At 61.1% G+C, this 12,141-nt stretch carries 12 protein-coding genes; 7 read left to right on the forward strand and 5 right to left on the reverse strand.

The annotated features are described in order from the left end of the window. The first annotated feature begins 36 nt into the window (after nucleotides 1-36). The 5 genes from BK665_RS08495 to BK665_RS08515 all read left to right on the forward strand — a co-directional run bounded on the left by BK665_RS08495 (nucleotide 37) and on the right by BK665_RS08515 (nucleotide 4,348). The gene (locus BK665_RS08495; RefSeq protein WP_123404559.1) at nucleotides 37-1,194 is read left to right on the forward strand and encodes a D-alanyl-D-alanine carboxypeptidase family protein; all 1,158 of its coding nucleotides are present in this window, start codon (nucleotides 37-39) and stop codon (nucleotides 1,192-1,194) included. 80 nt (nucleotides 1,195-1,274) lie between these two features. Further along, nucleotides 1,275-1,550, forward strand: coding sequence for a DUF493 domain-containing protein (locus BK665_RS08500; RefSeq protein ID WP_123404561.1), 276 nt, complete (start codon nucleotides 1,275-1,277; stop codon nucleotides 1,548-1,550). Continuing rightward, entirely contained in the window at nucleotides 1,550-2,197 is a 648-nt protein-coding gene (lipB, locus tag BK665_RS08505; RefSeq protein WP_123404563.1) for a lipoyl(octanoyl) transferase LipB, read from the forward strand. Before BK665_RS08500 ends, lipB begins: the two co-directional genes overlap by 1 nt. Before the next feature lies 1 nt (nucleotide 2,198). Next, nucleotides 2,199-3,224, forward strand: a complete 1,026-nt coding sequence (lipA, locus tag BK665_RS08510; RefSeq protein WP_123404565.1) for a lipoyl synthase — start codon at nucleotides 2,199-2,201, stop codon at nucleotides 3,222-3,224. 173 nt (nucleotides 3,225-3,397) lie between these two features. Further along, nucleotides 3,398-4,348, forward strand: a complete 951-nt coding sequence (locus BK665_RS08515) for a S66 peptidase family protein (protein WP_123404567.1) — start codon at nucleotides 3,398-3,400, stop codon at nucleotides 4,346-4,348. 122 nt (nucleotides 4,349-4,470) lie between these two features. On the opposite strand, the gene BK665_RS08520 is transcribed toward BK665_RS08515, so the two are convergent. The 5 genes from BK665_RS08520 to leuS all read right to left on the reverse strand — a co-directional run bounded on the left by BK665_RS08520 (nucleotide 4,471) and on the right by leuS (nucleotide 10,600). Then, the gene (locus BK665_RS08520; RefSeq protein ID WP_123404569.1) at nucleotides 4,471-5,793 is read right to left on the reverse strand and encodes a lytic murein transglycosylase; all 1,323 of its coding nucleotides are present in this window, start codon (nucleotides 5,791-5,793) and stop codon (nucleotides 4,471-4,473) included. 61 nt (nucleotides 5,794-5,854) lie between these two features. After that, nucleotides 5,855-6,019 carry an alternative ribosome rescue factor ArfA gene (gene arfA / locus BK665_RS08525; protein WP_090179482.1) on the reverse strand — a complete coding sequence of 55 codons (165 nt, stop codon included), beginning with the start codon at nucleotides 6,017-6,019 and terminating at the stop codon, nucleotides 5,855-5,857. Nucleotides 6,020-6,223: 204 nt separating this feature from the next. Further along, complete coding sequence (gene holA / locus BK665_RS08530) at nucleotides 6,224-7,261, reverse strand: DNA polymerase III subunit delta (RefSeq protein ID WP_123404571.1); 1,038 nt, start codon at nucleotides 7,259-7,261, stop codon at nucleotides 6,224-6,226. A 39-nt stretch (nucleotides 7,262-7,300) separates the two neighbouring features. Then, on the reverse strand, nucleotides 7,301-7,906 hold the full coding sequence (locus BK665_RS08535; RefSeq protein WP_123404573.1) for an LPS-assembly lipoprotein LptE: 606 nt from the start codon (nucleotides 7,904-7,906) through the stop codon (nucleotides 7,301-7,303). Nucleotides 7,907-7,993: 87 nt separating this feature from the next. Further along, a complete protein-coding gene (gene leuS, locus BK665_RS08540) occupies nucleotides 7,994-10,600 on the reverse strand; it encodes a leucine--tRNA ligase (protein ID WP_123404575.1) in 2,607 nt (868 codons plus the stop codon). 281 nt (nucleotides 10,601-10,881) lie between these two features. Here leuS and BK665_RS08545 point away from each other — a divergent pair, with 281 nt between their 5' ends. Both BK665_RS08545 and BK665_RS08550 read left to right on the forward strand, forming a co-directional pair. Then, entirely contained in the window at nucleotides 10,882-11,202 is a 321-nt protein-coding gene (locus BK665_RS08545) for a hypothetical protein (RefSeq protein ID WP_123404577.1), read from the forward strand. A gap of 105 nt (nucleotides 11,203-11,307) precedes the next feature. Then, nucleotides 11,308-12,069, forward strand: coding sequence for a YdcF family protein (locus BK665_RS08550; protein WP_123404579.1), 762 nt, complete (start codon nucleotides 11,308-11,310; stop codon nucleotides 12,067-12,069). Nucleotides 12,070-12,141 lie beyond the last annotated feature (72 nt).

Here is a 12,141-nt window from a genome sequence, read left to right on the forward strand (position 1 = left end):
CTTTGGGCAGTTTCCATTAGCGATTTCGAGAGACGGATGAACATCACCACCTTTGCCAAACGCCTGTGCCTGTTAGTCCCGCTGTTCATCACGCCTGCCGCTTTTGCGGTAGAAATGATGCCGTCGCCACCGCAGCTGGCCGCCAAATCCTACGTGCTCATGGACGCCAGCAGCGGCAACGTGCTGGTCGAGAACAACGGTGACCAGCGCCTGCCGCCCGCCAGCCTGACCAAACTGATGACCGCGTACATTGCGACGCTGGAAATCCGTCGTGGCCAGATCGGTGAAAACGACCCGGTGACCGTCAGCGAAAACGCCTGGCGTACCGGCGGTTCGCGGATGTTCATCAAGGTTGGCTCGCAGGTGACTGTCAGCGACCTGCTGCACGGCATCATCATTCAGTCGGGTAACGACGCCAGTGTTGCGCTCTCCGAGCACATCGCCGGCAGCGAAGACGCGTTCGCCGACATGATGAACAAGACGGCCGGCGACCTGGGCATGACCAACAGCCACTTCATGAACCCGACCGGTCTGCCGAACCCTGAGCACTACTCGTCGGCCCACGACATGTCGCTGCTGGCTCGCGCAATCATCCACGAAGACCCGGCTCACTACGCGATCTACTCGCAGAAAGAGTTCTTCTGGAACGGCATCAAGCAACCTAACCGCAACCTGCTGCTGTGGCGCGACAAGACTGTCGATGGCCTGAAAACCGGTCACACCGATGAAGCCGGCTACTGCATGGTGTCTTCGGCCGTGCGTGATGGCATGCGCCTGATCGCCGTAGTGTTCGGCACCAACAGCGAAGTGGCTCGCGCTTCCGAAACGCAAAAACTGCTGACCTACGGTTTCCGCTTCTTCGAAACCCAGACCTTCTATCAGAAAGGCGCCGAGCTGGCTCAGGCCCCTGTCTGGAAAGGCACCACCAATCAAGTCAAGGCCGGCCTGGCTGAAGACTTGACCATGACCCTGCCGAAGGGCCAGCTGAAAAAGCTCGCCGCCAGCATGACCATGAACCCGCAACTGGTTGCGCCAATCGCCAAGGGCGACGTAATCGGTAAAGTCGAAGTGAAACTGGACGACAAAGTGGTGCACAGCGCCGACCTGATCGCTCTGGACGCGGTCGAGGAGGGTGGTATCTTCCGCCGCATGTGGGATAGCATCCGTCTATTCTTCTACGGCTTGTTCAACTGAATTAGTGTGGACCTGCATGGCTCTGTTCCAACCCGGAACGGAGCCATGTCCGTTGCCACGGCTTACGAGGCCGTTACGCCATGACAGATACCGAAGTAAAGGCGCCAAAGATCGAATTCCCTGCCAATGATTATCCGATCAAGGTGATCGGTGACACCATTGTCGACATCAAGCAAAAGATCATCGATATCGTCAAGAAACACGCGACGATCAACGATGAGAAAGTGGATGAACGCCAGAGCAGCAACGGCAAGTACACCACGATCCAGTTGCACATCCTCGCCACCGGTCAAGACCAGCTGTACGACATCAACAGCGAACTGCGGGCTACCGGTTTCGTGCACATGGTGCTGTGATGCCTGGCACGCTGGGCTTTCGCGAGCTTGGCCAGATGGCTTACGAGCCGGTCTGGCATGCCATGCAGCGCTTCACCAATGAACGCGGCACCGAGGCTGCGGACGAAATCTGGCTGGTCGAACACCCGCCGGTGTTCACCCAGGGCCAGGCCGGCAAGGCCGAGCACCTGTTGCTGCCGGGAGATATTCCGGTGGTGCAGGTCGATCGCGGCGGCCAGGTGACTTACCATGGTCCCGGCCAGTTGGTGGCCTACCTGCTGCTGGATGTGCGCAAACTGGGTTTCGGCGTGCGTGACCTGGTCACCCGCATGGAACACTGCCTGATCGAGTTGCTGGCCAGCTACGGCGTCACTGCCGCAGCCAAGCCGGACGCGCCGGGTGTCTACGTCGACGGAGCAAAAATTGCTTCGCTGGGGCTGCGAATTCGCCATGGTTGCTCCTTCCATGGCCTGGCCCTGAACGTGGACATGAACCTGGAACCGTTTCGACGGATTAATCCCTGCGGCTACGCCGGGCTGGCGATGACCCAGCTGAGCGATCACGCAGGATCGATTGAATTTGCCGAGGTAAGTGCCCGGCTGCGCGCGCAGCTCGTCAAACACCTCGACTATGCTGAGCAGACGACCCTAACGGGCGGAATCGACTGATATGACTACTGATGCAGTGCAAACCATGATCCCGACGCTGGATGTCACCGAGCGCCCGGCCCCACGTGCCAAGGTAGAAGCCGGCGTCAAGCTGCGCGGCGCCGAGAAGGTTGCACGCATTCCGGTAAAGATCATTCCGACCACCGAACTGCCGAAGAAACCTGACTGGATTCGCGTGCGCATCCCGGTTTCCCCGGAAGTCGACCGCATCAAGGCCCTGCTGCGCAAACACAAGCTGCACAGCGTCTGCGAAGAAGCGTCTTGCCCGAACCTGGGCGAGTGCTTCTCCGGCGGCACCGCAACGTTCATGATCATGGGCGACATCTGCACCCGTCGTTGCCCGTTCTGCGACGTTGGCCACGGTCGTCCGAAGCCACTGGACACCAACGAGCCGCAAAGCCTGGCCATCGCCATCGCCGATCTGAAGCTCAAGTACGTGGTGATCACTTCGGTTGACCGCGACGACCTGCGTGACGGCGGTGCCCAGCACTTTGCCGACTGCATTCGCGAGATCCGCAAGCTGTCGCCGAACGTGCAGCTCGAAACCCTGGTCCCGGACTACCGTGGCCGCATGGACGTGGCGCTGGAAATCACCGCCGCCGAGCCGCCGGATGTGTTCAACCACAACCTGGAAACCGTGCCGCGCCTGTACAAGGCTGCGCGTCCGGGTTCGGATTACCAGTGGTCGCTGACCCTGCTGCAACGCTTCAAGCAGATGATGCCGCACATTCCGACCAAATCCGGCCTGATGCTGGGCCTGGGCGAAACCGACGAAGAAGTCATCGAAGTCATGAAGCGCATGCGCGAACACGACATCGACATGCTGACCCTCGGCCAGTACCTGCAACCGTCCCGCAGCCACTTGCCGGTGCAGCGTTTCGTGCACCCGGACGTGTTCGCCTGGTTTGCCGAGGAAGGCTACAAAATGGGCTTCAAGAACGTCGCTTCCGGCCCGTTGGTACGTTCCTCGTACCACGCCGACGAGCAGGCGAAGCTGGTTAAAGCCGAGCTGATCGCGTCCTTGTGATGCGTGGCTGAACCACAAAAACGCCCGCACGGCTTCGGCCATGCGGGCGTTTTTTTGCCTTGCCTATGCCCACGGAGGTCTTTTCCTGCACTACGCGGCGCGATCGACCCCCTTCTGTTTATGCCCGTTCCTGACTACTGTGTGCTGAAGTTTTCATGCAGGGAGATTCATGGATGACCGTTCGACCGACCCACACGCTTTTTCCCCACGCTCCTGTGCCGGCATTGCCGCCGGAAGGGCTGATCGGCGTGATTGCGCCTGCCGGTCCTGCAACCCTGGATACCGACAAAGCCGTGCAATGGATGCGCGCCCGGGGCTATGCGCTGCGGGTGTTTCCCGGCGTCTATGAGAAGGACGGCTACCTGGCCGGCAGCGATGAGGTGCGCCTCAACGATTTGCATGGGGCGTTCGCGGACCCTGAAGTCGACGCGATCATTTGCCTGCGCGGCGGCTACGGCACGCCCCGTTTGCTCGATCGCCTCGACTTCGACCTGTTGCGGGCCAACGCCAAGCCTTTTATCGGCTACAGCGACATCACGGCGCTGCATCTGGCCATCAGTCGTTATGCAGGCTTTGTGACCTTTCATGGGCCGTTGCTCAACGCTGATCTGCTGGGCGACAAGCAGAAACCCACTGAGTCGTCCTTCTTCAACATGCTGCGTGGTCAAGTGAAGGCCGGCAGTGTGCTCGCGCACCCGGCGGCCTACCCGTTGACCACCATCGAGCCTGGCATCGCCCACGGACGTTTGCTGGGGGGCAATCTGTCGATGATTGCCGCGATCATGGGCACGCCGTATGAAATCGAGGCCGAGGGCGCGATTCTGTTCATTGAGGACATTAACGAGCCGCTGTACCGCATCGATCGGCTGCTGACCCATCTGCGCCTGGCCGGCACGCTGGGCAAGTTACGCGGGGTGCTGGTGGGGGATGTGGCGGGGGTGGAGGCGGCTGCGTTGGCGCGCTTGCTCAAGCAGACCTTCGAACCGTTGCGGATTCCGGTACTGGCCGGGTGGCGCAGCGGGCACTGCGATCCGAACCTGACGCTGCCCATGGGCGCGCTGGTCAAGCTGGATGCGGGGAACATGGTGGTGGTGTTGGAGCAGGATGTGGTGGTCAAAACTTAGAGATTTATCGCCTGGCAGTCAGCCTTCGCGAGCAAGCCCGCTCCCACATTGGTTTTGTGTACAGCACAGAACCAATGTGGGAGCGGGCTTGCTCGCGAAGGGGCCATCAGCCATACGGCTGACTATCGGCCGCGCAGGCCTTCCAGCAACTTATGCGTCGGATACCCATCCGCCGGCCAGCCAAACGACTGCTGTGCGCTACGGATCGCCTTGCGGGTATTGGCGCCGATGATGCCGTCGGCGGTGCCCGCATCGTAGTTCTGCGCACTCAGCAGGTTTTGCAACTCGATCCGCTCGCTGCGGCTCAGCGGCAAGTCATCCTTGGGCCACGAGCCACTGATCAGGCCGCCGCCGGTGAAACGCTCGGACAACAGACTCACCGCCAACGCATAGGACGACGAGTTGTTGTACTTGAGGATCGCGCGGAAGTTGTCGAGGACCAGGAACGCCGGGCCACGATAACCGGCCGGCAACAGCAGCGCGGCGGACAAGTGTTCGGCGCCTGCCGGGACCTGCGCGCCATTGGGCAGGCTTACGCCCAGTTGCTGCCATTCGGCGACGCTTTTGCGAATCGTGCCGTCGGCCAGGACGTAATTGAAATTGCCAGGCAGTTGCGCCTCGAAACCCCACGGCTGGCCTTTCTGCCAGCCGGAGCTTTGCAGGTAGTGCGCGGTCGAGGCCAGGGCATCGGCCGGGCTGCCCCAGATATCCCGGCGACCGTCGCCATCGAAGTCCACGGCGTGGGTGTTGTAGGTGGTCGGAATGAACTGGGTCTGGCCCATGGCGCCGGCCCAGGAGCCGAGCATTTTCTCCGGCGTGATGTCGCCCTGTTGCAGGATCTGCAGGGCGGCGATCAGTTGCGCATGGGCAAAGCCTGGACGACGGCCTTCGTAGGCCAGGGTCGCCAGGGAATTGATCACCGACTTGGTGCCCTGGAACTGCCCGAAGTTACTTTCCATGCCCCACACCGCAACCAGTGCCTGGCGGTCGACGCCGTAGCGCTGCTCAATGCTTTGCAGGATGTCGGCGTACTGGCTGACCAGCGCCTGACCCTTGCGCACCCGCAGCGGCGACAGCGCGCCGTCGAGGTATTCCCACACCGGGCGGGAGAATTCCGGTTGACTACGGTCGGCACGGATCACGCTGTCATCGAAGCTGACATTGGCGAAGGCGCGGTCGAACAGGTCGGCACGAATCCCGGCGGCCAGGGCGTCCTTGCGGAAACCGGCCTGCCATTCGGCAAAGGTCTGGGTCGGCTGGATATCGAGGTTGTCACCGCTCGGCACCACGGGCGGAATCACCGCTGGGGCGGTCGCGACGGGGACGGTCTGAAGCGGTTGGGCGTCGGCGGCGGTCGGTTTTTCCGCGCAGGCGACAAGCAATATGAGGCTGGAGGCAGCAATCAGTTGGCGAAGGTGCCAACGACGTGAAAGACAAAGGGGCATGCACAGGTCCAGGGAATACGAATCAGGTGCAGACCTTAACATGGAGAAGGGGGGCTGCGCTTTAAGCGGCCAGAAAGTAAGAAGCCTCCCAGCTATTAGACTGGAAGGCTTCGCGGCGGTAGCTACCTTTGCCCTTGCCGGCTCGTTCCTGACGGCTGCGGAACAGTGGCTGGGCGATGATGGATTTGGCCTTGTTGGGGCCACTTTTAGATGGCTTTTTGCTCATGATCGGATCTCACAGATAGGTGGCTTTTGCGGGGGAAATAATCTGCCGAAGTTTGGGTTCTGTCCAGCCCCACATTGTGTAGGACCTTTCGGACGCCTTCGCGAGCAAGCCCGCTCCCACATTCGACCGCATTTATCCTGGAGGAGCTCGGTTTAATGTGGGAGCGGGCTTGCTCGCGAATGGCCATTATGCAATCGCAAGACTTTACTCGGCAGGCAACGACAATCTCTGCCCAGCCATCAACAACGACAACCGACTCAAACTCATCCACGGCGAACCCGCCGCCTGGCCCTTGATCTGCGCATCGATGCGCTGCGCTTCGAGCAACAACTGCGCCCAGCGTTGCGCCGAGTAGCGTTGCAGGGCTTTGCTCATCAGCGGTTTGCGTTTGTCCCAGACCGGCGGTCGGGCCGAGCTGAAGGCTTTGTCCAGCGGCACACCCTGGCTGTATTGCAGTGCAAGGCTGGCGAGCAGGCGCAACTCACGGGCCAGGGCCCAGAGAATCACCGGCGGCTCGACGCCCTCGCCACGCAACCCTTCGAGCATGCGCAGGGCATGGGCGGCTTCGCCGTTGAGAATCGCATCGGTCAGGCCGAACACGTCGAAACGCGCACTGTCGGCCACAGCCGCTTGCACGGTTTCGACGGTGATCTGGCCACCTTCAGCCATCAGCTTGAGCTTTTCGATTTCCTGGGCGGCGGCCAACAGGTTGCCCTCGACCCGTGCGGCAATCAGCTCCACGGCGTCCTGACTGGCAGACAGCCCGGCCTGGGACAAGCGCTGACGAATCCAGCTCGGCAGCTGGTTGGCATCCACCGGCCAGATTTGCACGAACTGCGTCTGCGCACCCTCGACCAGGGCTTTACCCCACTTGGTCTTCTGCGCCGCGCCATCAAGCTTGGGCAGGCTGATCAGCAAAATCGTGTCTTCGGCCGGGCGCGAGCAGTATTCGATGAACGCCGCGGCACCCTTGTCACCGGGCTTGCCGGAGGGCAAACGCAGTTCCAGAAGGCGCTTTTCAGCGAACAACGACATGCTGGCGCCGGCCTGCAGCAGCGTACCCCAGTCGAAACTGGCGTCGGCGGCGAAGACCTGGCGTTCATCGAAACCTTGCTGGCGAGCCGCAGCGCGAATCGCGTCGGCGGCTTCCTGACACAACAGTGGGTCATCGCCACTGATGATGTAGACCGGCGCGAGGGCACCTTGCAGGTGTTTGGCGAGTTGGGCGGGGGCGAGTTTCATAAGAGAGGGCGAACGGGGCGCTTGAGCGCCCCGTAAGTCTTACTGCTGCGGGATTTCGACAGGCGACTGACGCGGGGTTTCCGCTTCAGCCTTCTGCGCCGCGTTCAGTGCGTCGGCTTCAGCCTTGGCACGGGCGTTGGCGGTCTGTTGCAACTGATCCAGCTGTGTCGGCGTGATCTGCTGCAGGCGCAGGATCATGCGTTGAACCAGTTCGCGACGGGTTTCTACGCGGGCAGTGGCCGCTTCCTGATCGGAACCCACCAGGTTGTTGCCGTCGTGGATGAAGATTTTCTCTACTTCAAGCTTGTCGCTCATCAGGGCCAGGTTGTTCTCGCCACGGATGTCGTAGTTCAACACGGTGGTCACCTGGTACTCACCCGTACGACCGGCACCGGCGTAGCTGAGGATACGCTGGCTTTCCTGCTCATCCGTCAGGATCAGCTTGTACGGTGCGCCGGTGTAAACCTTGACGCCGCTGCTCGACAGCACCTGACGCAATTGCGTCACGGTTTCGCCGTAGGCGTTGCGGGCGCTCACGTCGAGTTCCTTGATCGCCAGTTCAGTGGTGCCGGTGCCGCGCAGCTGGAAACCGCAGGCGCTCAACAGGACTGCGAGGCCCATCACCAGCAGATTGCGTTTGATCATCTTGTTGCTCCCCTTGAAACCATGTGGGCCGACCGTGCGGCCCGAAAGGTTTAACTCGGCGCCAGGCTCACCTGGCGCCTGATCCAATTAGCTGGCGACGATATTGACCAGTTTCCCGGGCACTACGATCACTTTACGAATAGTCAGGCCGTCGACAAAGCGCAGCACGTTTTCATTGGCCCGTGCCGCCGCTTCGACTTCTTCGCGGGTGGCGCTGGCCGGCATTTCAATGTGCCCGCGCAGCTTGCCGTTGACCTGAATAACCAGTTGCAGGCTGTCCTGCACCAGCGCGTTCTCGTCCAGCACCGGCCAGCCTGCGTCGATCACCGGGTCGGCGTGACCCAGTCGATTCCACAGTTCGTGGCTGATGTGTGGGGTGATCGGCGCCAGCAGCAGGGTGACGGTTTCGAGGCCTTCGTGAATCAGCGCGCGATCCTGTGCGGTGCCTTGCGGGGCTTTTTCCAGCACGTTCATCAGCGTCATCACCTGGGCGATGGCGGTGTTGAATTTGTGGTTCTGGCCGACGTCATGGCTGGCCTGCTTGATGGCCTGGTGGATCGAACGGCGAATGGCTTTCTGCTCATCGTTCAGGCCGGCAACATCCAGTTTCCCCGGCAAGCCTTGGGTCACGTGGGCTTGAGCCAGACGCCAGACGCGCTTGAGGAAGCGGTGCGAACCTTCGACGCCGGAGTCCGACCATTCCGCGCTCATGTCGGGCGGCGAGGCGAACATCATGAACAGCCGGCAGGTGTCCGCGCCGAACTGGTCAATCATCGACTGTGGGTCGACGCCGTTGTTCTTGGACTTGGCCATCTTCTCGGTGCCGCCGATTTCCACCGGCAGGCCGTCTGCGATCAGCTTGGCGCTGATGACCTTGGCCTTGCTGTCGCGTTCGAGTTCCACGTCCGCCGGGTTGAACCAGGTGTAGGCGCCATTGGCTTCGCGACGATAGTAAGTCTCGGCGATCACCATGCCCTGGGTCAGCAGGTTCTTGAACGGCTCGTTGGAGCTCACCAGGCCTTCGTCGCGCATCAGCTTGTGGAAGAAGCGCGCATACAGCAGGTGAAGGATCGCGTGTTCGATGCCGCCGATGTACTGATCCACCGGCAACCAGTGGTCGGCCGCGGATTTTTCCACCAGGCCGCCTTCATAGTGCGGCGAGGCGTAGCGGGCGTAGTACCACGAGGACTCGACGAAGGTGTCCATGGTGTCGGTTTCACGCTTGGCAGGCTGGCCGCATTTCGGGCAGCTGCACTCGTAGAACTCGGGCATGCGCGCCAGTGGCGAACCGGCGCCGTCCGGCACCACGTCTTCCGGCAGTACGACCGGCAGTTGATCTTCCGGGACCGGCACATCACCGCAAGTCTCGCAGTGGATGATCGGGATCGGGCAGCCCCAGTAGCGCTGGCGGCTGATGCCCCAGTCGCGCAGGCGGAACTGGGTGCGCGAGGCACCGAGGTTTTTCTTGATCAGCGCGACTTCCATGGCGTCGAAGGCGCCTTCGAAGTCGAGGCCGTCGAACTCGCCGGAATTGATCAGCGTGCCGTGTTCGCCGTAGGCGTCTTGCCATGGCGCCGGGTTGGTGTCGCCGGAGCTGGTGCGCACCACGGATTTGATTGGCAGGTTGTATTTGGTGGCGAACTCGAAATCACGTTCGTCGTGGGCCGGAACCGCCATTACCGCGCCATCGCCGTAGTGCATCAGCACATAGTTGGCGACCCACACCGGGAGTTTCTCGCCGGTCAGTGGGTGCTCGACGAACAGCGAGGTCGGCAGGCCTTTTTTCTCCTGGGTGGCGACGTCGGCTTCAGCCACGCTGCCGCCCTTGCATTCAGCGATGAACGCTTGCAGCTCGGGACTGTTCTTTGCGGCCAAGGTCGCCAGCGGGTGTTCGGCGGCCACGGCAACGTAAGTGGCGCCCATCAGGGTGTCCGGACGGGTGGTGAAGACTTTCAGTACGCCGCTTTCGCCGATGGAGTCGACGTTGTACGGGAACTGCACTTCCATGCCACGGGACTTGCCGATCCAGTTGCGCTGCATGGTCTTGACCTGTTCAGGCCAGCCCGGCAGATCGTCGAGGCTCGACAGCAGCTCATCCGCATAAGCGGTGATCTTGAAGTAGTACATCGGGATTTCGCGCTTTTCGATCAGCGCGCCGGAACGCCAGCCGCGACCGTCGATCACCTGTTCGTTGGCCAGGACGGTCTGGTCGACCGGGTCCCAGTTCACGGTGCCGCTCTTTTTGTAGATCACACCTTTTTCGAACAGGCGCGTGAACAGCCATTGTTCCCAGCGGTAGTAATCGGGCTTGCAGGTGGTCACTTCGCGGGACCAGTCCACCGCCAGGCCCAGGCTGCGCAGCTGGGTTTTCATGTAGGCGATGTTTTCGTAGGTCCACTTGGCGGGCGCTACGTTGTTCTTCATTGCGGCGTTTTCCGCCGGCATGCCGAAGGCGTCCCAACCCATGGGTTGCAGGACGTTCTTGCCTTGCATGCGCTGGTAGCGGGAGATCACGTCGCCGATGGTGTAGTTGCGCACGTGCCCCATGTGTAGCTTGCCGCTGGGGTAAGGGAACATCGACAGGCAGTAGAACGTCTCCTTGCCTGGCTGTTCACTGACTTCAAAGGACTTTTGCTCGTCCCAGAACGACTGGGCGGCGGCTTCGATTTCACGGGGCTGATATTGTTCGTGCATGGCTACTTTTGAACTGAATAGGGGTGGCCTAATCCTCTTCAATGCTACGCCGGACGGTGATCACGCCAAATTGGCGTTTCGGTGCCCAGGCGAGCTGGAAGTGGAGTTACAGGAAGCGCCGTAGCATACATGACCGCACTCTATCGAGGGAAACCCTGATTACATGCCCAAGGTCCCTCAAAACATGCGTCGAGGGCCGTTGGTCGCAGCGCTCAGCCGGTTTGTTCATGGAAGCTAAGCTCCTAATTGGGGAGTGAGTCTTATCTTCAATGAGGTGAGGGATGGTTGAGTCACGACGCAAAGTTACAAAACCGGAGCTGTATGAGCGACTGATCGATCGTCTGGGGATGGCCCTGGACGCGGCAAAAACCGCCGGTCGGTTGCGTGATGAACGTCCCCTGGAGCTGGAATTGCGTGGTCTTAGCCCCGCAGAGTTTGCATTGGTCAAGGCGTATCTGGATCGCAGTGAACGTGAAACCCACGGATGCTTGTCAGAAGCAGTGAAGCAACTCGACGCACCACGTTCGGCCAAGATCATCTGGCTCAAGGACAAAACACCCGGCAGGGACGCGGTAAAGGTCCGGTCTCTGCAATTCAAGTAAGGGCACTTGAAGCCATGACGCATGGTTTTTTCAGCATAGTCCTTCCGCATTAGTTGTCGCATTGCGTCAACCCACTTAGGCTTCGGGCATCTCTGGAGATGCTCGATGCCTTTTCGTTATTTCGTGAAACAACTTCTTCTGCCGCCCGGCATTCTTCTGCTGTTGCTTGCGCTTGCCTGGTGGTTGCGCCGCACAAGGCCGCGCCTGGCCGGATTGTGCTTTGCCCTGGGGCTTGGCGGCTTCTGGCTGATGAGTTTGCCGGTGGTGGTGCAATGGAGCGCCAAGGCTTTGGAGCGGGAGCCGGCGCTGGCCCTCAATGAATGGGCAACCCTGGCGCAGCGCGCCGATGCGATCGTGGTGTTGGGGTCCGGGCGTGAGCGGGGTGATCCGGCCTGGGGGGCGGATCAGCCGACGGGCGTTGGCCTGGAACGTCAGCGGTATGCCGCACGATTGTCCAAGGCATCTGGCCTGCCGATCCTCACCAGTGGTGGGCTGCATTACGGTACACCGCCGACGGAAGCCAAATTGATGGCGGATTCATTGCTCGACGATTTCGGCGTAGCCGTTCGTTGGCAGGAAGGGCGCAGCCGCACGACTTGGGAGAATGCGCAGTTCAGTGCCGAAGTGTTGCTGCCGCAAGGGATCAAACGCGTGGTGGTGGTGACGCAGGCCTGGCACATGCCGCGGGCGGTCTGGAGTTTCCAGCAAGCGGGGTTTGAAGTGGTGCCTGCGCCCGTGGGGTTTTTAGGCGTGGACAATGCCCGGCCGCTCGGGGGCTGGATGCCGGAATTCAAATCGATCTGGCAGAGCGGGCAGTTGTTGAATGAGGCGGTGGGGCAGATCGGGTATTCATTGTTCTATCGCTGACGATCATCGTTCCCACGCTCCGCGTGGGAATGCATCCCGTGACGCTCCGCGTCACATCGCAAGCGGAACGCG

It is taken from the genome of Pseudomonas frederiksbergensis (assembly GCF_003732665.1).
Taxonomy (GTDB): Bacteria; Pseudomonadota; Gammaproteobacteria; order Pseudomonadales; family Pseudomonadaceae; genus Aquipseudomonas; species Aquipseudomonas frederiksbergensis_G.